Here is a 20,224-nt window from a genome sequence, read left to right as displayed (position 1 = left end):
AATGTCATGTTCAGCCATTTACCTTGATCATTTCGGCAATTTAACATGTAAAAAGTGCTTTTACTCTGTTGTAAATCGCCAATTTATTTTTTTAGACGGTCATTTAGGTCAATTTAAAGTGAACATCAAAGAGACTGAAGGATTCAATATGAGTCGCGATACGATTAGCATCCACTTCGTGAATGCGGCTTTGACAGGCGTAAAGCGCCTTGGCATGGATGTTGAAATGCTCCTTTCACATGTGGGCATTGAAGCGGAATTATTACGTCAACCTAAAGCTCGAATCTCACCAGAACAATACACTCGTTTTATAAAAATGTTGTGGATGGTCACACAGGATGAACACGTTGGATTTGACGTACAACCACGTCGTCTGGGCACTTTTGCCATTATGTGTCAGTTGATTATTCACGCAAAAACATTGGGCCAAGCCCTTGAACTTTCATCTCAATTTTACAAATTATTTGGTGATGAATGGTCTGTCAGCCTAGAGCGTGACAAGCATGAAGCACGTCTAGTTCCACTCATTCCAAAAACTTTAGATCCAGATCATTTCATTACTGAAAGTATGCTTATGATTTGGCACGGTCTAGCATCATGGCTCATTGAACGCCGTTTGCCATTAGAGCGCGTCCATTTTAGCTACCCACGTCCTGCACATGCAGATGAATATGATGCATTATTTTTTGCACCAGTCATGCAGTTTGATGCACCGCGTACTGAAATAACTTTTGCGGCTGATTATCTTGATTTGCCAATCCGTCAAGATGAAAAAACGCTAGAAGAATTCTTAAAAGCAGCACCTGCTCAACTTTTAGTAAAATTCAAAAATACCAACTCGCTAACTTCTCGTATTCGTGAAGTACTCAAAAGCCAGATTGGTGAAGAAATGCCAACGCTTAATGACGTTGCATCAATGTTATATTTATCTCCTCAAACCTTACGCCGCCGCTTGGCTGCCGAAGGTAAAAGCTATCAAGGCGTAAAAGATGCCTTACGTCGAGATGCTGCAATTCACTTATTACTCAACCCAGAGTTAACACTTGAAGACGTTGCTCAACAAGTTGGTTTTAGTGAAACGAGTACGTTCCACCGCGCATTTAAAAAGTGGACGGGTGTAACCCCTGGCCTATATCGCCAGCTACACGGTTATCACTAACTCTTCAATCTATTTAAGTTTCACATTTAGCCCAAGTTCAACTTGGGCTTTTTTGTATTTCTATTGGCAAAAATCATCACCTGACTGATGCGCTTATCGTCATTGCACTCGCTACTAAAACCAGTACACTCAAAATACAAATAAATTTTAAGCAATAAAAAAGGAACTGTTATGAGCGAGGCTTATATTATTGATGCCATTCGCACCCCACGCGGAAAAGGAAAAAAAGACGGCTCTCTTTATGAAGTAAAACCAATAACATTACTCACCACTTTATTAAATGAATTACAGCAGCGCCATCAACTCGATACATCTAAAGTTGACGACATTGTTTTGGGCTGCGTAACGCCAATTGGTGACCAAGGCGGTGATATTGCCAAAACGGCAGCGATTGCAGCAGGTTGGAATGATGATGTTGCTGGGGTTCAAATCAATCGTTTTTGTGCTTCAGGCTTAGAAGCAGTCAACATGGCAGCCATGAAAGTCCGTTCTGGTTGGGAGGATTTAGTGGTTGCTGGTGGCGTTGAATCAATGTCGCGCATTCCAATGGGTTCCGATGGTGGACCATGGGCGCTAGACCCTGAAACAAATCTTAAGTCATCATTTGTTCCACAAGGCATCGGCGCCGACCTCATTGCAACCCTAGATGGCTATAGCCGAGAAGATGTAGATAATTTCGCTGTAAAGTCACAACAAAAAGCGGCAGCGGCTCAATCAAATGGTTATTTCAATCACTCAGTCGTACCAGTAAAAGATCACGCAGGCGTGGTGATTTTAGATAAAGATGAGTTTATTAAAGGCAATACCACACTCGAAGGACTAACGAAGCTCAACCCAAGTTTTGAAATGATGGGGCAAATGGGTTTTGATGCAGTTGCTTTACAAAAATATCCAGAAGCACAAAAAATAAATCATGTTCATCACGCAGGTAATTCATCAGGTATTGTCGATGGAGCAGCTGTAGTTTTATTAGCTTCTGAAAAGGCCGTCAAAGAACAAAATTTACAACCACGCGCTAAAGTTTTGGCGACTGCATTAGTCGGTACTGACCCAACCATCATGCTGACTGGCCCTGCTCCTGCTGCACGTAAAGCTTTAGAAAAAGCTGGTCTTACTATTGATGATATTGACCTCTTTGAAGTCAATGAAGCATTCGCGGCAGTTGTAATGCGTTTTATTAATGAACTCAACGTCCCTGCTGAAAAAGTCAACGTAAACGGCGGTGCGATTGCTTTAGGCCATCCGTTAGGAGCAACAGGTGCCATGATTTTAGGCACGCTACTTGATGAGCTTGAACGACAAGATAAAAAGCGCGGTTTAGCGACGCTCTGTGTTGGCGGTGGAATGGGTATTGCCACCATTATTGAACGCGTATAAAAATTAGGGATATAAAAGATGAGTGCAATTCAATACGAAAAAAATGCCGACAATATTGTCATTTTAACGCTTGATTCAACAGGTCAATCTGCGAACACGATGAATGCTGAGTTTCGTGACTCGCTTGATGAGGCGACTCAGAAACTTAAATCAGAAACAGAACTTTCAGGTGTTATTTTTCGCTCAGCTAAGAAAACTTTCTTTGCAGGCGGTGACCTAGATGAGCTAATTCAAGTTCAACCTGAACATGCGGCTGACTTTTTCAATATGGTTGAAAAGCTAAAAGGTCATTTACGCACAATTGAAACGCTAGGCATTCCAGTCGTTGCAGCATTAAATGGCACTGCACTTGGCGGTGGTTGGGAAATCGCTTTAAGTTGCCATCACCGTATTGCAATCAATGACCCGAAAAGCAAATTTGGCTTACCAGAAGTCACTTTAGGTTTGTTACCAGGCGGCGGCGGTATTGTACGTATGGTACGTCTGCTTGGGCTTCAAAATGCATTTCCATTTTTAATGGAAGGCAAACAGTTCGGTGTTGATAAAGCAAAATCTTTAGGTTTAATTCACGATACTGCTGAAAATGAACAAGAGCTTTTAGATAAAGCAATCGCATGGGTAAAAGCGAATCCAAAATCTCAGCAGCCTTTTGATGTGAAGGGTTATAAAATTCCGGGTGGTGATCCCAAAACTCCAGCAGTTGCACAAGTTCTTGCAATTGCACCAGCCATGTTAAGAGACAAAACTAAAGGTTGTTACCCTGCCCCTGAAGCGATTATGGCTGCCGCAGTTGAAGGTGCTCAAGTCGATGTCGATACTGCACTGCGTATTGAGTCTCGCTACTTTACTCAGCTTACAACAGGTCAAATTTCTAAAAATATGATCGGCACTTTCTGGCATGGTCTAAATGCAATTAAGTCTGGTGCGAGCCGCCCTGCCGACGTTGCAAAATGGCAAGCCACTAAAGTTGGTGTGTTGGGTGCGGGCATGATGGGTGCAGGCATTGCTTATTCAACAGCCATTAAAGGTATTCCAGTTGTACTTAAAGATGTATCAGTTGAAAATGCTGAGAAAGGTAAAGCTTATTCACAAAAGCTCCTTCATAAACGTGTTTCACAAGGCCGCATGACTACAGAAAAACGTGATCAGGTTTTATCGCTCATTACGGCTACAGCGTCAGCTCAAGACCTTCAAGGCTGTGACTTAATTATTGAAGCGGTATTTGAAAATCAAGAACTCAAAGCCAAAGTCACTCAAGAAGCTGAACAGTTCTTAGCGCCTAATGGCGTAATGGCATCAAATACATCAACCCTGCCAATTACAGGTTTAGCTCAAGCAAGTAAGGATGATCAAGCTTTTATCGGTCTTCATTTCTTTAGCCCTGTCGACAAAATGCAGTTGGTTGAAATTATTAAAGGTAAAAATACCTCCGCAGAGACACTTGCTAAAGCCTACGATTTTGTACAACAAATTGGAAAAACGCCGATTGTTGTCAATGATAGCCGTGGTTTCTTTACGAGTCGTGTATTTGGTACGTTCATTCAAGAAGGTATGCGTTTGCTTGCAGAGGGCGTTCACCCAGCACGTATTGAAATGGCAGCACTGAAAGCTGGTATGCCAGTTGGCCCACTCGCTATTCAAGATGAAGTGTCTTTAACATTAACTGAACATGTTGCTAGTGAAGCACGTAAAGCTCTACAAGCTGAAGGAAAAGATTTACCTAAAACTTCTGTAGATGAAGTGGTTCACACCATGATTCATGAGTTAAACCGTAAAGGTAAAGCTGCTGGTGCAGGTTTCTATGACTATCCAGAAAATGGCAAAAAGCACCTTTGGGAAGGCTTGAACCGTTGGCAAAAAGATCATGATATTTCTGAACAAGATATGATTGATCGCATTCTGTTTGTACAGGCCTTAGATACCTTACGTTGTTATGAAGAAGGCGTATTGGAGTCTGTGATTGATGCCAACGTCGGTTCTATTTTTGGAATTGGTTATGCCCCTTGGACTGGAGGAGCGATCCAGTTCCTGAATCAATACGGTACTGATAAAGCACAAAAACGAGCTGAGGAGTTGGCTGCCAAATATGGTGAACGTTTTACACCGCCCGCATTACTAAAGACCAAAGCAGAGCAGAAACAAAATATTCAATAACTTAGACTTATTAAATATTTAAAAACTGCATAAACCTTGCCCATATAAATATATTTTATTTATATGGGTTTTTCTTTATGACCTTTAAGATTTCAGCCCACTACCTAAATATGCTATAAATAGACTTCATTTTTGTGCTTCTACAGCACATTCGAGAAATCCTTATGTCCGATAAAAATTCTTCCGAGTCAGCAGTTCTAGGCTGGAAATTTGTTCTGATCGTTGGTGTTTTAAGTGCGATTTTCCTTGGCTTTTTCTATTTAGCAATGAGTAATGAACCTGACTACATGCCAGGAGCACAGCGCAAAGCACAACAAGAGCAAATGCAGCAAAAAGCTGAACACTCTACAGAGCAACACGCTCAACATGACGATATGCCTGAAATGGATATGCAAGAACATAAGCACTCAACTCAGTAATTAGATATTTTTCAAATGACAGATTTTTCCCGCAACGCACTGGTTGTAGAGGGTGGAGGCATGCGTGGTGCCTTTACCAGTGGTGTACTTGACTCATTTTTACAACAACAGTTCAATCCTTTTGACTTATACGTTGGTGTATCGTCTGGTTCAACCAATGTGGCTAACTACTTGGCAGGCCAGCAAGGCCGCACTCTAACGTTTTATATTGATCATTCACTTCGTCCTGAATTCATCGATTACAAACGCTTTTTTAAAGGCGGTGATTTACTTGATTTAAAATGGATGTGGGAAATTGGTGAGCAAGAGCACCCTCTTGACCAACAACGTCTTTTTGCTAAAAATCCAGATTTTTATATGGTGTTGACGCATGCCAAAACAGGTCATGCAGAATATCTTCGTGCTGGTAAAGATAATTTACTAAATGCACTTCGTGCTTCTAGTTCAATTCCAGTTTTAACGCGCCATCCCGTCGATATTATGGGTGAACCTTATTTTGATGGTGGCGTTGCAGATGCCCTACCCGTTCGCTGGACGGCTCAGCAAAGTGATGTAAAAAAACTATTGGTTTTACGCACACGTCCGAAAAATTACTTTAAGGCGAGTAGTCGAGGCGATCAATTCCTCGCGAAATATGCGTTTAAACATCATTATGGTTTTGCAAATAGCTTACGTAGCCGTTGTGCTCGCTATAATGCTTCGGTCGATTTTGTTCGGGGTGAAAATCCAGAACAGCAAATTTTAGAAGTTTGTCCACCACCTCTTAAAAATATGGCTGGCCGTTTAACTACTAACCCGAAAAAGCTTCGCTACAGTTATGAAGTCGGCTTAGAAACAGGGCTACAGGCAATTGAAAGCTGGAATGCAATGAAATAAATCCAACTTGAGATTTCTAAAAAGAAGTCTCAAGTTAATTCTAAAATCATATCAATATGTGGAATACCACAATCTTGGTAAACCTCACCTTGCGCCTGAAAACCTAAAGCTTCGTAAAAAGCTGTCACATAAGTTTGCGCAGAAAGCTTTAAATAAGGCAGTTTATGACGACGTGCATAGTCAATAATATGCTGCATTAAAATTTTACCAATACCCTGCTTTCGATAAGGCACTAAAACAGCAACACGCCCTACGCTATGCTGTGGCAACAGACGTGCTGTAGCGATAGGCTGTTCTTTGTCATAAACAATAAAATGCAAAACTGTGGCATCCAAGTCGTCCCATTCATCTTCAGGTGCAATTCCCTGTTCTTGAATAAAAACTTGTTCACGGATGTATTTCGCATCTTGCTCAAGTTGTTCCCAACCACCCGCTATAATTTTATACATCCACTCACCGTCCTAGCACTTACAGCCAATATTTTCGATCGGCAACTGATCTTGCAATAGTAATTCCAACGTTTGTTTTTTAATACCGTACATTTCTTTCAATACTTGAATTTGAGCCATAATCTTGGCATCAGGTTCAGAAACGTTTTTGCGTTTCGTCGCCAAAATCATTTTATTTTTACTGGTATGTTCAAGCGATACAAACTCAAAAACTTTAGTTTCATAGCCATACGCTTTTAAAAGTAATGCACGTAAAGTGTCAGTCAGCATCTCGGCTTGTTGCCCCGCATGAATACCAAACTGTAGCATTGGTTGTAATACTTCAGGACTATGTAATTGTGGGCGTAACTCTTTGTGACAACACGGCGCGCACATAATCATCGAAGCATTTAAACGAATTCCAGTATGAATGGCAAAGTCTGTTGCAATATCACACGCGTGTAAGGCAATCATAACGTCTAGTTTTTCTGGCTGATAACTACGGACGTCACCTTCAAAAAAGTCTAAGTGGTTAAAATGCACTTTGTCTGCAACATTCTGGCAAAACTCAACCAGATTCGGGCGCAATTCAACACCAGTGATCAATGGTGTTTTCTGCTGCTCTTGCAAATAATCATATAACGCAAAAGTTAAATAACCTTTGCCCGAACCAAAATCTACAATGCGTAACTCTTGTTGAGATGCATCAATTTGCTCATAAGCACTCGCAAAGATTTCAATAAATTTATTAATCTGTTTCCATTTACGCGCCATGCTTGGAATGATTTGGCCTTTTTCATCGGTAATACCAAGCTCTTTTAAAAACGCATTACCCTGCTGTACATAACGTTGCTTTTCACGATCATGTGCCTGAATCGTTTGTGTCGCATTTACTGCCTGCTTTTTACCCATATTTAATAGGGCTTTTTTCTTATTTTTCTTGAGTTGAATTTCTTGATTAGTTGAGAATAAATTCGCTTGTTTACATTGAATGATTAATTGCTCAATCTGTTGCAAGCCTTCTTCAAATGAATAATTTTTAGTCACATCTTGGGTAGTATGGTGATATAGAGCTGAAAGCTGTTTTTGACCATGTAGCTCTACAACGCGGAAAGTAATTTTTTCCAGTTGCGCCCACTCTCCTTTATATTGGCTCAAGATCAAACGCTCAAAAGCTTGTTGGTCAAGCATTTGCTTGATTTCATGAAAGAATTGCTGTTCTTGCTCAAAGGAGAAAACCGACACGGATATACCTAAAAATGAAGACTCATATAAAATAGAAGTTTAAAGGGTCTAGGATTAAAAATAAAATAACTTTACGACTGTTTTGTATTTCTATACATTCGTATTTTTAATCAAAAAAATTAAACTTATGAGTAAATCTGTGTTGGAAACTTACGATCCAAAAGAAGAACTATTTAATGCCTACAGCCATGGGGCTGGTATCATTATGGCAGTTATAGCTTCTATCTTTTTAATTATAAAGGGATCTTATCTTTCAACTGCTCAATGGGTAGGTTTGTGGGTATATTCATTTAGTCTCATTCTAGTTTTCACCAGTTCTACACTCTATCACTTTGCTCAAACACAAAATCTACGCTACTGGTATAAGAAACTTGACCATACAGCTATTTATTATTTAATTGCTGGAACGTATACCCCATTCTTAAGCATCGCAATTCCTACTACAAAAGCTCACTATCTGTTGATTGCACTCTGGAGCATTGCTGCGATTGGTACACTTTTCAAGTTAGTTTTTATTCATCGTTTTCAAAAAATTTCTTTGCTCGCTTATATTTTAATGGGATGGCTTGCTGTATTTGTAATGGATGACATGCGCACTTATTTAAGTAAAGACGCATTGATTTTCTTGATCATTGGCGGGTTAGCTTATACGGTTGGAGCATTGTTTTACGCGTTAAAAAAGGTAAGATATACCCATGCGATCTGGCACATTTTTGTGCTTTTAGGTGCAGGAGCACATTTTCTTGCTATCTATTGGTACATAGTTTAGTTCATTTTTCACTCTTATTCAGTGATCCTGAAAGAGTCATGGATGATGTTCTTTCACGCTATTCTTTTAGAAAAAATACGTCTTTAAAAGGAATAGTAAATTAAAAATAAATTTTAACTGATATAAGGTTTTATATGGATTCAACCTCTGCGACTGCTGCTCCGGCAGTAGCCACTAATTCAAAAACACGGGTTTTGTTTGCAAGCTTAGTCGGTACAACCATTGAGTTCTTCGACTTTTATATCTATGCAACTGCTGCCGTTATTATTTTTCCTCACTTGTTTTTCCCTGCTAGTAGTGGCAGCGCCGCAGTCTTACAATCTTTAGCAACCTTCGCAATTGCCTTTATTGCCCGCCCCATCGGTGCAGCAATATTTGGTCATTTAGGAGACCGTATTGGTCGGAAAGCCACATTGGTTGCAGCTTTACTGACCATGGGTATTTCAACAGTATGTATTGGTTTACTTCCTACCTATGCACACATCGGAATCTTCGCACCCCTACTATTGGCTGTATGTCGTTTAGGACAAGGCTTGGGTTTAGGTGGTGAATGGAGCGGTGCAGTATTACTCGCGACTGAAAATGCCCCTGAAGGTAAAAGAGCATGGTATGGCATGTTCCCACAACTCGGCGCTCCAATTGGTTTTATTTTGGCAACCGGTTCATTTTTATTATTAAGTGCCACCATTCCTGAGCAAGCATTCATGCAATGGGGTTGGCGTATTCCATTTATTGCAAGTGCTGTATTAGTGATTGTAGGCTTATATATCCGTTTAAAACTACATGAAACTCCAGCATTCCAAAAAGTTTTAGATAAGCAAAAAGAAGTTAATATTCCATTTAAAGAAGTTATTACTAAACATACGGGTAAGCTGATTCTTGGTACGATTGCAGCCATCTGTACGTTTGTCGTGTTCTATCTTACAACCGTATTTGCCTTAAACTGGGGAACCACAAAGCTTGGCTATGCACGTGGTGAGTTCTTAGAACTTCAACTCTTTGCTACCCTTTGCTTTGCTGCATTCATTCCTTTATCAGCTATTTTTGCAGAAAAATTTGGTCGTAAAACAACCTCTATTGGCGTCTGTATTGCTGCTGCGATTTTCGGCTTGTTCTTCTCTAGCATGTTAGAGTCTGGAAATACCTTAATCGTCTTCCTTTTCTTATGTACTGGCTTGGCGATTATGGGATTGACCTATGGTCCGATTGGTACAGTTCTTTCTGAACTTTTCCCAACATCAGTTCGTTATACAGGTTCGGCATTAACATTTAACTTAGCAGGCATTTTTGGTGCATCATTTGCGCCACTTATTGCAACTAAACTTGCTGAAACTTATGGTTTATATGCAGTTGGTTATTATCTTACTGCGGCATCCCTTTTATCACTCATCGCATTCTTACTTATTCGTGAAACAAAAAATGATGATGTGAATAATCAGATCTAAAAATTAGAAATTCTTATATAAAAAAGCCGGTTCAAAATTGAACCGGCTTTTTTATAAATATATGATCTTAATTTATTGATGCTGGATTCGAAGGTGCAATGCTATTTGATACAGCAGGAGCTGTTACATTACTTGCTGCAACAGCAGCTGGTCCAGCAACAGCAGCTTCACCAATGAGTGCAACTTTTGCTTTTTCTTGGCTCTTCACAGATAAAGCAGGGTTAGTTGCTACAATACGATTAATGTTTGCTGAGTTTGCTGGAGCAATCGCAGTCGTTTGTAAAATAATTGGGCGATTACCTGTGTTACCCAACGTATAGCGAATGCCTGTACGCGGGCTAATCACTGTAGTATTTTCTTGCTTCACTACAGCTTGAGCCGAAGTTGGGCCTTTTGCTGCAAGTACTTTATCAACCGTTGTCGTTTGAGGGGCTGAAGCTGCTTCTGCTGCGAAAACAAAACTAGGCACAGCAAGAACAGTTAAAAATAAAGGTTGTAATACTTTTTTCATTGTCTTTCCAACATACACTCTGGATGAGAAGTAAATAGCATTTAATGCTTAAAACTGCAAACATTATTCACAGGCTTACTACAAACATAAAAAAAGCAGAACAATTGTTCTGCTTTTTTTCGTTAAGGCAGATTAAATCTTACCGTGACATTGTTTATATTTTAGTCCAGACCCACATGGGCATGGTGCATTACGGCTTTCTGGAACAGGGAAAGCTTGCTGATCGTTAGACTCGTTCACGCTTTCTTGAGAAAGTGTAACTTCACCAGTTAACCCATCTACATCATCATGTTCAAAAGAAAGCTTCATTGATTCAGCTTGCTGCTGCTGTTGAGCTTCCATTTCTGCAAGTTCTTCTGGTGTTGGGATATGTACACGAGACAAATCAGTTACAACATCAGTTTTAATAATACCCAGCATATTTACAAACAGGTTGAAAGCTTCTTTCTTGTATTCCTGTTCAGGATTTTTTTGCGCATAGCCACGTAAGTGAATACCTTGACGCAAATAATCCATTGCAGCCAAATGATCTTTCCAATGACGATCAAGAGAGTTTAAAACGAAGTGACGTTCAAGCATTGCTGCTGATTCATCACCCATTTGAGCGCGGCGTTGACGATAACGTTCAATTACTTCATCGCTAATACGCTCAACTAAACCTTCTTCATCTAGACGGCGATCTTGATCTAACCATTCTTGAATTGGTAGCTCAATACCCAAATCAATACGTAGAGCGTTTTCTAAACCTTCAACATCCCACTGGTCATGAATTGACTCAGGTGGAATAAAGTTAGCAATCACGCCTTTCATCACTTCGTGATGCATTTCTTCAACGTATTCTTTTAAAGTATTTTCAGCTAACACTTCATCACGTTGTGAATAAATGATCTTACGTTGTTCATTATTCACATCATCGTATTTCAATAAGTTTTTACGAATATCAAAGTTACGCGCTTCAACTTTACGCTGAGCGTTCTCGATTGAACGACTCACCATTTTGTGCTCAATCGCTTCATTTTCTTGGAGACCCATCGCACGCATCATTCCGACTACGCGATCACCTGCGAAAATACGCATAAGGTCGTCTTCAAGAGACAAATAGAAACGAGAAACACCAGGGTCACCCTGACGGCCCGCACGACCACGTAACTGGTTATCAATACGGCGTGATTCATGGCGTTCAGAACCAATGATGTGCAAACCACCTGATTTCAATACATCTTCGTGGTCTTGTTCCCATTGTGCTTTCAGACGTGCTTCATCTTCAGTAGTAGGGTTTTCAAGTTTGGCAAGTTTTGCTTTCCAGTTACCACCCAAGATAATGTCCGTACCACGACCAGCCATGTTAGTTGCAATCGTTACTGCATTCGGGCTACCCGCCTGAGCAATAATGTCAGCTTCACGCTCATGTTGTTTTGCATTCAACACTTCGTGGTGAATACCAGCTTGCATTAACTTAGAAGATAAAATTTCACTGGCTTCAATGGTCGCTGTACCAATCAGAATCGGTGCAACACCTTGCTCACGAATATTCGTAATTTCCTGAATAATCGCGTCATATTTACCGTTACGGTTTAAATAAATTAAATCGTTTTGGTCATTACGTACCATTGGGCGGTGAGTTGGAATAATCACAACATCAAGGCCATAAATTTCTTTCATTTCCGCAGCTTCAGTATCAGCAGTACCTGTCATACCTGAAAGCTTTTTATATAGGCGGAAATAGTTCTGGAATGTTGTGGTCGCTAGTGTTTGGTTTTCAGGCTGAATTTCCAAACCTTCTTTCGCTTCAACTGCTTGATGCAAACCTTCTGACCAACGACGACCCGGCATTGTACGGCCAGTGTGTTCATCAACAATCACGACTTCGCCATCGTGAATAATATAGTGAACATCACGTTGGAATAAGAAATGTGCACGAATGGCAGCAGACACATGATGAACAAGGCTCAGATTCGTTGCTGAATATAGGCTTTCACCTTCAGCTAACAGACCCATTTGAATAAGTTCTTGTTCAACAGTTTCATAACCAATTTCGGTCATTTCAACTGAACGCTGCTTTTCATCAATCCAGAAATGCCCACCATCTGCAACTTTTTCTTCTTTTTGCGGATGTAATTTAGGAGGAATCGTATTGATTGCAGAATACAGATGCGAAGAGTCTTCACTTTGACCAGAAATAATTAATGGTGTACGTGCTTCATCAATCAAGATTGAGTCAACTTCATCGATAATGGCATAGTGCAAACCACGTTGTTTCTTTTCTGCTAAAGAAAACACCATGTTGTCACGTAAGTAGTCAAAACCGAATTCGTTATTAGTACCATAGGTAATATCAGCAAGATAAGCTTCCGCTTTTTCAGACGGACCTTGCATTGAATAGATCGTACCAATGCTTAAACCTAAAAACTCAAATAATGGACGGTTCAACTCAGCATCACGCTGTGCCAAATAATCGTTCACAGTAATGACATGAACACCTTCACCACTTAATGCGTTTAAATAACACGCCAAAGTACCCATCAGGGTTTTACCTTCACCGGTACGCATTTCGGCAATTTTACCTTCATGTAATGTAATACCACCAATAAGCTGAACGTCATAGTGACGCATGCCCATTACACGCTTCGCTGCTTCACGACAAACTGCAAATGCTTCTGGAAGTAATTTATCTAAACTTTCGCCATTATTATAACGTTGTTTGAATTCTGGAGTTTTTGCAGATAAGTCTGCATCGCTTAAAGCTGATATCGTCGGCTCGAGCGCATTGATTTGCTCAACAATTTTGCGCATTCGTTTGAGTTCGCGCTCATTTTTTGTACCGAAGATACCTCCGATCAGACTTGCCAACATGGATAAACTCTCTAAATCTTGCTTGGTCAAATGAATAAACTTTTTCTCAGTCGTTTATTATGGTGCCAGAAATTTGAAGTACAAGGGGTTTGCACAAAACCCCTAAAAAAAATCTGATAGTTAGATGAATGGTATTTCATTCATCTAGTCTCCCTTAATGTATTTGGCGCCTAAAACGCACCATTAACGCTCATCTATTAAGCATAACTTCCGAGAAATCTAATTTAGCAAATTTACCTTAAAGTTACATTGATTAAGCACTTAAAATAATGAGTTTTAGTCATATATATTTACACTTATATAAAAATTTCATAATAAAATATAAAAACAATAATTTTAATCATAAAGTAAATGCTGCATATTCATTCAATCGAATAACAAATTATGAGCAATTGAGGAAATATCATGACACTACGATTAGGAGACACTGCCCCCGATTTTCAACAAGAATCGAGCGAAGGCCCAATTAATTTTTATGATTTTTTAGGGGATAGTTGGGGAATCTTATTTTCACATCCAGCCGACTATACGCCAGTATGTACAACAGAATTAGGTTACACAGCAAAATTAAAAGATGAATTTACGAAGCGTAATGTTAAAGCGATTGCTTTGTCAGTAGACGATGTAGAGTCTCATAAGGGCTGGATCAACGATATTAATGAAACACAAAACACAACGGTAAACTTTCCAATCATTGCGGATAAAGATCGTAAAGTATCTGAGCTTTATGGTTTCATCCATCCTAACGCCAGTGAAACACTCACAGTGCGTTCTTTAGTGATTATTGATCCGAATAAAAAAGTTCGCTTAATTATTACCTACCCTGCTTCCACAGGTCGAAATTTTAATGAAGTCTTACGTGTGGTTGACTCATTACAATTAACTGACAAGCATAAAGTCGCTACACCAGCGAACTGGCAGCAAGGCGAAGATGTAGTGATTGTGCCATCACTTAAAGATGAAGAAGAGATTAAACAACGCTTCCCTAAAGGTTATACAGCGGTTAAGCCTTATTTACGCCTAACACCACAGCCTGAAAGCAATAAAACCGACTAAAGGTTTTATTGCTTGCAAGACAAACGAAGTGCGTAGGCAAACACTTGAAAAGTTGGCTACAAGACAAGCGAAGCGCGTAGGCAAGCATCAAAAGATTTCAAATAAGCCAACCGCATAGTAAATCTTAAGCAAAATAAGTAAATTTTCCAGCCTTAAAAAGCCATCCAACGCGATGGCTTTTTTATTTATGTATTGAATACACATGGTTTTTACTGCTCAGATCAGTTATAACTCGAAGCGATTCGGTATAAAAAATAAAAATCATGATCTATAAAATTCATCATTTAAAGTGTGGCAGCATGTGCCCAGTTTGTGCCCCACTCTTTGGACAAAAAGGCTTTCGGGCTGAAGTCGTCTGCCATTGCCTTCTGGTTGAAACTGATCGAGGCTTAGTGCTTATTGATACAGGCTTTGGCTTGCAAGATTATTTACATATGAAACAACGCCTAGGCTCATTAGTTAAACGTTTAGGTAAAATTGAGCCTAACCTTGAGTTTAGTGCTATTCAGCAAATTCAAAAGCTCGGGTTTAATCCAAAGGATGTACAACACATCTTTGTCACTCACCTTGATTTTGATCATGCAGGTGGAATTTCAGATTTTCCACATGCCACTGTGCATGTTTTAGCTGCAGAATATAACGCAGCCCAACTTCCAAATTTTAAGGGCAAACTTCGCTATAGAACCAATCAATATAAAGACCATCGCTACTGGAACTTTGTTGAATACCAACAAGGTGAAGCATGGTTCAACCTCGAAAAGGTAAAAGGCTTTCCTCTGTTTCAAGATGAAATTTTAATGGTACCTCTATTGGGGCATTCAGCTGGTCATTGTGGTATTGCCATAAAGCAACAAAATCAATGGTTATTATTTTGTGGGGATGCATACTATTCACATCTAGAGTTAAACCCTAAAAATAAATTAAGATCACTCAGTGTGCTGGAAAAAACATTTGCAGAAGATAATGAGCAACGCCTTGTTAATCTCAAACGCTTACAGCATTTAGCTCAACATGAGCCAACGATTGAAATTATTTGTGCTCATGATCCTTATGAGCTTAATCGGTATCAAACATGAAAAAATTATCGCTCATCACACTTCTCATCTGTATCAATTTACAAGGATGTATGCAGCATGAAAGTATTGCTCATGAGCAACGGCCAAAAGACTGGGGCACTTTAGTTTCTCAGAACTATAACTTTTATCAAATTAGTAATGATGTTTTTCGCAGTGAACAACCTAGTACTGCAATGATTTCAGAATTAAAGAATCATCAAATTGGAACAATTATTAATTTAAGGGCCAAAGACGCAGATACTTTAGTTTTTAAAAATGAAAATTTTAATCTTGTGCATATTCCTATCAATACATGGGCAATTAACCGACAAGATCTATTAGAGGTTATGCAGCAAATCAAAATTGCTAAACAGAGTAATCAACGTGTTTTATTGCACTGCTACCATGGTTCAGACCGTACAGGCGCCAGCGTTGCCATGTACCGCATTATTTTTGAAAATTGGGCAATTGATGATGCGGTTAAAGAAATGAAGCAAGGTGGTTATGGCTACCATATTATCTGGAAGAACATTGACCGTTTATTCACCCCTGAAAATGTAAAATGGATTCAACAACAATTGTCGAATCCATCTTAACTATATCTTGAGTAAACCTTAGATCAAATTAACGCTGATCTAATGGCACCCAATCAATGACCCAAGCCGATTTCATATTTAAACTTGAATCAGAAGTAATTTTCTTACGGGCCGCATCTGCTGTATCACGGTCTTTCGCAGGTCCGACCATAATACGGATCCCCTTGCTAGTTTGGCTCGTAGTTACCTTGTAGCCTTTAGCTCGTAATTTAGAAACAACTGCATCTGCATTTGCTTGGTTAGCAGCCAATGCAACTTGCACCATCCACTTTTTATCACCATTTTCCAGCAATTCACGCGCTTTTTCAGCCTCAGCTTTTTTATCAGCTTCTGCTTTACGTTTAGCTTCTGATGTTTTCTTATCAGCTTCTGCTTTGTGTTTCGCTTCAGTTGCTTTCTTATCAGCTTCTGCCTGACGTTTTGCTTCAGCTGCTTTCTTATCAGCTTCCGCTTGGCGTTTTGCTTCAGCTGCTTTTTTATCGGCTTCTGCTTGGCGCTTTGCTTCAGTTGCTTTCTTGTCAGCTTCTGCCTGACGTTTTGCTTCAGCTGCTTTCTTATCAGCTTCCGCTTGGCGTTTTGCTTCAGCTGCTTTTTTGTCTGCATCTATTTTTGAAGTATCAGTTGTTTTATTTGCCACATTAGTTTGCTGGTTTTTAGCTTTCGCCTCACCCACTAACTCTGGTGGAATATTATCTGAACTTTCTTGAGCAGCTGTACGACGTGCATTAATCGCAGCGTACTCTGCTGCGGCTTTACGAGCAGCATCAGCTTCAGCTTGCTGTTGCATCGCTAAAAACTCAGCCGCACGTGCTTCTTGCTCAGCAACCGCTTTTTCACGTGAACGGCGCTGTTCTTCTAGCAAACGTTTTTCTGTTTCAACATCAACCGCTAGAGGCTGTAGTTGTACCATTTGTCCTTCGGTTGCTTGCTTTGGCTTAGTTTGAGTTTTTGGTGATGTGGATGCCGGTGGCTGAACTTCAACCTGTTTTATTTCCTCATTTCCTTTTAGAAGTAATGCTGCCAATAAAACACCACCTCCCAGTAAAACAACACCACCCATCCAGCGTTGTTTGTTATTCATTGACATTCTTCCAAATACTCCCAAATCGCTTCTAAAGTATGAAACGAACCACAGGCCAAAATCAGCTGATTGTTATTTGTTTGCTCAAGCGCTGATTTAAAAGCCTCTTTGATATTGCCATATTGTTGTACTGTCTGGCCTTGCAAGGCATCATTGAGTTGCTGAATCGGTGCAGCACGCGGCACATTCAACTCAGCAATTTTCCAATGTAAAACAGTAGGTTTCAATAAATCGACTACTGATTTTATATCTTTATCTGCCAGCATTGAAAATACTGCGACAACTTCTGTGTACTGTTTATTGTATTCTAAGAAATTTCGCAATTGCTTTAACAAAAATTCAACACCATGTGGATTGTGTCCGGCATCAAAAATTACCGTTTTCCCCTCCACTTGACGCTGCTCAAAACGTCCTGCTAAACGTGCAGATTGAATACCTTTTTCTAATGCTGACTGAGAAACTTCAAGTCCACTGTTTAAAATAGCGGCAACTGCTCCCGCAATATTTTCAATGGCTAAATGACCTAAGGGAAGCTTTAAAGTAGTTCCTTCTGAGGCAAAGTACCAGTTTTGTCCATCATCGGCGAGTTTATAAAAATAATCACGATTAACGGCATATAAGTCTGCTTGCGTACTTTCTGCTTTATCTTGGATTGCTTGAGGTAGAATTTGTTCACCGGCAAAGACAACCGGAATTTGTGGACGAATAATGCCTGCTTTTTCAAAAGCAATTTTTTCGATAGTATCGCCCAACCAGTCAGTATGATCTAGGCCAATATTAGTAATAACTGCAATGTCGGGATCAATTACATTGACGACATCTAAGCGTCCGCCCAAACCAACTTCGAGCACCCATACATCACATTGCTGTTGTTTAAAAATGACAAAAGCAGCCAAAGTGGTTGCTTCAAAAAAAGATAAGCTTAGATCACAATCGCGACGAGCCTGATCGACTTGAACAAAAGCATCAATCAGACTTTGATCATCGACTTCAATTCCACCCAATTTGACTCGCTCATTAAAGCGATAGATATGCGGTGACTGATATAACCCAACTTTATAACCCTGTGCGTTTAATATCGCGGCCAGTGTGGTTGTAGTTGAGCCTTTACCATTCGTTCCGGCTACTGTAAAAACTTTAGCAGTAGGCTGAGTTACACCCAGCTTTTCTGCAACAGGAATTACACGTTCCAGACCAAGATCTATCCCTGTAACGTGAACATGGCTCCAATAATTGAGCCATGTATCTAAAGAGTCTATTGAAAGTGGAGCTTGTTGGTTCAAGGTAAGTTCATCAATTTCGATACAAGTCGAGATACAGTATCACGTAAAGCATGACGATGAACAATCTGATCGATTACACCATGATCAAGCAAATATTCAGCACGTTGGAACGGTTCTTCTAGCGTTTCACGTACAGTCTGCTCAATTACACGTTTACCAGCAAAGCCAATCATCGCTTTAGGTTCAGCAATATGAATATCACCCAACATTGCTAAAGAAGCTGTTACACCGCCATATACAGGATGTGTTAACACCACGATATAAGGTAAACCTGCATCTTTTAATTTTTGGATCGCCGCTGAAGTACGTGCCATTTGCATAAGAGACAGCATACCTTCTTGCATACGTGCACCACCAGAAGCTGCGAAACAGATCAATGGTTGACGTTTTTCAATAGCAAGTTCAGCAGCCTGAACAAAACGGTCGCCTACAACTGTACCCATAGAGCCGCCCATAAAGTCGAACTCAAAAGCACATGCAATCATATCTACGCCATTTAAATTACCTTGCATGGCAATTAAGGCTTCCGTTTCACCAGTTTTAGTTTGCGCTTCACGCATACGATCTGGATATGGCTTAGTGTCGACAAACTTTAACGGATCTTTCGCGCTGAATTCTTGCCCTAATTCTGCTACTACATTGTCGAAGAACCAGTTCAAACGATCACGAGCTTTCATACGTAAGTGTTCATCACACTGCGGACAAACATACGCATTGAAAGAGATTGCTGTACGTGTCACTAGAGCATGACATTCAGGGCATTCAATCGTTGGCTCAGTAAATGTTGCTTTGAGAATTTGTTGCTCATTTGCGACTTCAATACCTGGAACCGGACGTTTTGTCCATGGTGTCGAAGGGCTAAGAACTTTCCCTGATTTCACTTCTTGATTCATACTAACTCATCGAGCGCTGCTCGAAGCTCCTTGACTTTATTCACCGTCTGTTCAACAGCGTCATCCGCTGCCAACGTTGCAAAATTTTTAACGAAAGCACTACCTACAATCACAGCATCAGCAACGCTACCCATTGCTTTTGCTGAAGCAGCATCACTAATACCAAAACCAACACCTACTGGAATATCAGTGGCATTTTTGATTTTTTGAATACGTGCAGCAGCTTCTGCCGTATCTAGTGTTGCGGCTCCCGTTACACCCTTAAGTGAAACATAGTAGATAAATCCACTTGCCTGATTTGCCACATGCTGAATGCGTTGGTCTGTAGAAGTTGGTGCGAGCAAGAAGATTTGATCCATGTCATGTTGCTTCAACACAGCACCAAACTCTTTTGACTCTTCTGGCGGTAAATCCACCAGTAATAAGCCATCTACACCACACTCTTTCGCATGAGAAACAAACTTCTCGTAACCAATCACTTCAACCGGATTTAGGTAACCCATTAAAACAACAGGCGTATCCTGATCCTGTTCACGGAACTCCTTTACCATATTAAGAGCATCTAATGTGTTAGTCCCTGCTGCAAGCGCACGTTCAGCTGCAAGCGCAATTACTGGACCATCGGCCATTGGATCTGAAAATGGTAAACCAAGCTCAATGACATCTACTCCTGCCGCAACCATTTTATGCAGTAACGGAACTGTTACTTGCGGTTGTGGATCACCCGCCATGACATAAGATACAAGCGCTTTACGTTGTTGGGACTTAAGCTTTTCAAAACGGGTGGCAAGACGTGACATAGGGTTGTGCTTTCCTTGAATTATTTAAAATTGAGGAGTTGTTTGTAGAAATACAAGAACATCGCATTTTAACGCTATTTTTTGTCCATTGAACAGGTCTAACGTTATGGCGATATTCGATTGTATGATTCATACAACCCATGGCGTACATTTATCAATATTTTGAAACTTTTCTCAATGATCAAAGCTTCCTATTTTCGAGCCATTATTAGATCGTCATCTGA

General features: G+C 40.1%; 18 protein-coding genes. 10 read left to right on the top strand and 8 right to left on the bottom strand.

Translation table 11 applies throughout. The features are described 5' to 3' along the window. Positions 1 to 148: 148 nt before the first annotated feature. The 5 genes from MJX77_RS08805 (at position 149) to MJX77_RS08785 (ending at position 5,985) form a co-directional block, all read left to right on the top strand. Positions 149 to 1,159 carry an AraC family transcriptional regulator gene (locus MJX77_RS08805; protein ID WP_004789200.1) on the top strand — a complete coding sequence of 337 codons (1,011 nt, stop codon included), beginning with the start codon at positions 149 to 151 and terminating at the stop codon, positions 1,157 to 1,159. Positions 1,160 to 1,330: 171 nt separating this feature from the next. After that, positions 1,331 to 2,536, top strand: coding sequence for an acetyl-CoA C-acetyltransferase (locus MJX77_RS08800; RefSeq protein WP_252061222.1), 1,206 nt, complete (start codon positions 1,331 to 1,333; stop codon positions 2,534 to 2,536). Positions 2,537 to 2,554: 18 nt separating this feature from the next. Further along, positions 2,555 to 4,690 (top strand): 3-hydroxyacyl-CoA dehydrogenase NAD-binding domain-containing protein, encoded by a 2,136-nt coding sequence (locus tag MJX77_RS08795; protein ID WP_252061221.1) that lies wholly within the window; start codon positions 2,555 to 2,557, stop codon positions 4,688 to 4,690. Positions 4,691 to 4,854: 164 nt separating this feature from the next. Next, entirely contained in the window at positions 4,855 to 5,109 is a 255-nt protein-coding gene (locus MJX77_RS08790) for a hypothetical protein (protein ID WP_004789195.1), read from the top strand. 15 nt (positions 5,110 to 5,124) lie between these two features. Then, a complete protein-coding gene (locus MJX77_RS08785; RefSeq protein WP_252061220.1) occupies positions 5,125 to 5,985 on the top strand; it encodes a patatin-like phospholipase family protein in 861 nt (286 codons plus the stop codon). Between the two features lie 29 nt (positions 5,986 to 6,014). Here the strand turns inward: MJX77_RS08785 and MJX77_RS08780 are convergent, their stop codons facing one another. Further along, complete coding sequence (locus tag MJX77_RS08780; RefSeq protein ID WP_252061219.1) at positions 6,015 to 6,434, bottom strand: GNAT family N-acetyltransferase; 420 nt, start codon at positions 6,432 to 6,434, stop codon at positions 6,015 to 6,017. A gap of 12 nt (positions 6,435 to 6,446) precedes the next feature. Beyond that, positions 6,447 to 7,658, bottom strand: a complete 1,212-nt coding sequence (locus tag MJX77_RS08775; RefSeq protein ID WP_252061218.1) for a class I SAM-dependent methyltransferase — start codon at positions 7,656 to 7,658, stop codon at positions 6,447 to 6,449. 127 nt (positions 7,659 to 7,785) lie between these two features. Between MJX77_RS08775 and trhA the strand changes: the two genes are divergently transcribed. Then, complete coding sequence (gene trhA, locus MJX77_RS08770; RefSeq protein WP_013196874.1) at positions 7,786 to 8,427, top strand: PAQR family membrane homeostasis protein TrhA; 642 nt, start codon at positions 7,786 to 7,788, stop codon at positions 8,425 to 8,427. Positions 8,428 to 8,561: 134 nt separating this feature from the next. Further along, positions 8,562 to 9,872 (top strand): MFS transporter, encoded by a 1,311-nt coding sequence (locus MJX77_RS08765; protein WP_013196873.1) that lies wholly within the window; start codon positions 8,562 to 8,564, stop codon positions 9,870 to 9,872. A gap of 67 nt (positions 9,873 to 9,939) precedes the next feature. On the opposite strand, the gene MJX77_RS08760 is transcribed toward MJX77_RS08765, so the two are convergent. Continuing rightward, positions 9,940 to 10,383: a hypothetical protein gene (locus MJX77_RS08760; RefSeq protein ID WP_004789183.1), complete on the bottom strand. Its 444-nt coding sequence runs from the start codon at positions 10,381 to 10,383 to the stop codon at positions 9,940 to 9,942. Between the two features lie 132 nt (positions 10,384 to 10,515). After that, the gene (secA, locus tag MJX77_RS08755; RefSeq protein ID WP_252061217.1) at positions 10,516 to 13,236 is read right to left on the bottom strand and encodes a preprotein translocase subunit SecA; all 2,721 of its coding nucleotides are present in this window, start codon (positions 13,234 to 13,236) and stop codon (positions 10,516 to 10,518) included. Positions 13,237 to 13,641: 405 nt separating this feature from the next. On the opposite strand from secA, the gene MJX77_RS08750 reads away from it, so the two are divergent. From MJX77_RS08750 to MJX77_RS08740, 3 genes are all read left to right on the top strand, one after another. Continuing rightward, positions 13,642 to 14,292, top strand: coding sequence for a peroxiredoxin (locus MJX77_RS08750; RefSeq protein WP_005309671.1), 651 nt, complete (start codon positions 13,642 to 13,644; stop codon positions 14,290 to 14,292). Positions 14,293 to 14,555: 263 nt separating this feature from the next. Next, positions 14,556 to 15,368 (top strand): MBL fold metallo-hydrolase, encoded by an 813-nt coding sequence (locus tag MJX77_RS08745; protein WP_212771777.1) that lies wholly within the window; start codon positions 14,556 to 14,558, stop codon positions 15,366 to 15,368. After that, positions 15,365 to 15,943 (top strand): dual specificity protein phosphatase family protein, encoded by a 579-nt coding sequence (locus MJX77_RS08740; RefSeq protein WP_252061216.1) that lies wholly within the window; start codon positions 15,365 to 15,367, stop codon positions 15,941 to 15,943. Before MJX77_RS08745 ends, MJX77_RS08740 begins: the two co-directional genes overlap by 4 nt. 28 nt (positions 15,944 to 15,971) lie before the next feature. On the opposite strand, the gene MJX77_RS08735 is transcribed toward MJX77_RS08740, so the two are convergent. Genes MJX77_RS08735 through trpA form a run of 4 tightly spaced genes read right to left on the bottom strand, consistent with a single transcriptional unit; the run spans position 15,972 to position 20,000 of the window. After that, entirely contained in the window at positions 15,972 to 17,030 is a 1,059-nt protein-coding gene (locus MJX77_RS08735; protein ID WP_049838102.1) for an SPOR domain-containing protein, read from the bottom strand. Further along, positions 17,021 to 18,307 carry a bifunctional tetrahydrofolate synthase/dihydrofolate synthase gene (gene folC, locus MJX77_RS08730; protein WP_252061215.1) on the bottom strand — a complete coding sequence of 429 codons (1,287 nt, stop codon included), beginning with the start codon at positions 18,305 to 18,307 and terminating at the stop codon, positions 17,021 to 17,023. The genes MJX77_RS08735 and folC overlap by 10 nt, the downstream gene beginning before the upstream one ends. Next, on the bottom strand, positions 18,304 to 19,200 hold the full coding sequence (gene accD / locus MJX77_RS08725) for an acetyl-CoA carboxylase, carboxyltransferase subunit beta (protein ID WP_005309656.1): 897 nt from the start codon (positions 19,198 to 19,200) through the stop codon (positions 18,304 to 18,306). Before accD ends, folC begins: the two co-directional genes overlap by 4 nt. Further along, positions 19,197 to 20,000 (bottom strand): tryptophan synthase subunit alpha, encoded by an 804-nt coding sequence (gene trpA / locus MJX77_RS08720; RefSeq protein ID WP_049838105.1) that lies wholly within the window; start codon positions 19,998 to 20,000, stop codon positions 19,197 to 19,199. The genes accD and trpA overlap by 4 nt, the downstream gene beginning before the upstream one ends. Positions 20,001 to 20,224: the final 224 nt, after the last annotated feature.

Source organism: Acinetobacter sp. AHP123 (assembly GCF_023757925.1).
GTDB classification, from domain to species: Bacteria; Pseudomonadota; Gammaproteobacteria; order Pseudomonadales; family Moraxellaceae; genus Acinetobacter; species Acinetobacter oleivorans.
Note: the sequence above shows the minus strand (reverse complement) of the source record. Positions and strands in the feature narration are given on the sequence as shown.

What these genes read in the sequence shown, in the direction of transcription:
- MJX77_RS08735 (WP_049838102.1), bottom strand. Translation starts at nt 17,030, where the DNA reads ATGTCAATGAATAACAAACAACGCTGGATGGGTGGTGTTGTTTTACTG.
- MJX77_RS08780 (WP_252061219.1), bottom strand. Translation starts at nt 6,434, where the DNA reads ATGTATAAAATTATAGCGGGTGGTTGGGAACAACTTGAGCAAGATGCG.
- trhA (WP_013196874.1), top strand. Translation starts at nt 7,786, where the DNA reads ATGAGTAAATCTGTGTTGGAAACTTACGATCCAAAAGAAGAACTATTT.
- MJX77_RS08795 (WP_252061221.1), top strand. Translation starts at nt 2,555, where the DNA reads ATGAGTGCAATTCAATACGAAAAAAATGCCGACAATATTGTCATTTTA.
- MJX77_RS08800 (WP_252061222.1), top strand. Translation starts at nt 1,331, where the DNA reads ATGAGCGAGGCTTATATTATTGATGCCATTCGCACCCCACGCGGAAAA.
- secA (WP_252061217.1), bottom strand. Translation starts at nt 13,236, where the DNA reads ATGTTGGCAAGTCTGATCGGAGGTATCTTCGGTACAAAAAATGAGCGC.
- MJX77_RS08745 (WP_212771777.1), top strand. Translation starts at nt 14,556, where the DNA reads ATGATCTATAAAATTCATCATTTAAAGTGTGGCAGCATGTGCCCAGTT.
- MJX77_RS08805 (WP_004789200.1), top strand. Translation starts at nt 149, where the DNA reads ATGAGTCGCGATACGATTAGCATCCACTTCGTGAATGCGGCTTTGACA.
- accD (WP_005309656.1), bottom strand. Translation starts at nt 19,200, where the DNA reads ATGAATCAAGAAGTGAAATCAGGGAAAGTTCTTAGCCCTTCGACACCA.
- MJX77_RS08750 (WP_005309671.1), top strand. Translation starts at nt 13,642, where the DNA reads ATGACACTACGATTAGGAGACACTGCCCCCGATTTTCAACAAGAATCG.
- MJX77_RS08740 (WP_252061216.1), top strand. Translation starts at nt 15,365, where the DNA reads ATGAAAAAATTATCGCTCATCACACTTCTCATCTGTATCAATTTACAA.
- MJX77_RS08790 (WP_004789195.1), top strand. Translation starts at nt 4,855, where the DNA reads ATGTCCGATAAAAATTCTTCCGAGTCAGCAGTTCTAGGCTGGAAATTT.
- MJX77_RS08765 (WP_013196873.1), top strand. Translation starts at nt 8,562, where the DNA reads ATGGATTCAACCTCTGCGACTGCTGCTCCGGCAGTAGCCACTAATTCA.
- trpA (WP_049838105.1), bottom strand. Translation starts at nt 20,000, where the DNA reads ATGTCACGTCTTGCCACCCGTTTTGAAAAGCTTAAGTCCCAACAACGT.
- MJX77_RS08760 (WP_004789183.1), bottom strand. Translation starts at nt 10,383, where the DNA reads ATGAAAAAAGTATTACAACCTTTATTTTTAACTGTTCTTGCTGTGCCT.
- MJX77_RS08785 (WP_252061220.1), top strand. Translation starts at nt 5,125, where the DNA reads ATGACAGATTTTTCCCGCAACGCACTGGTTGTAGAGGGTGGAGGCATG.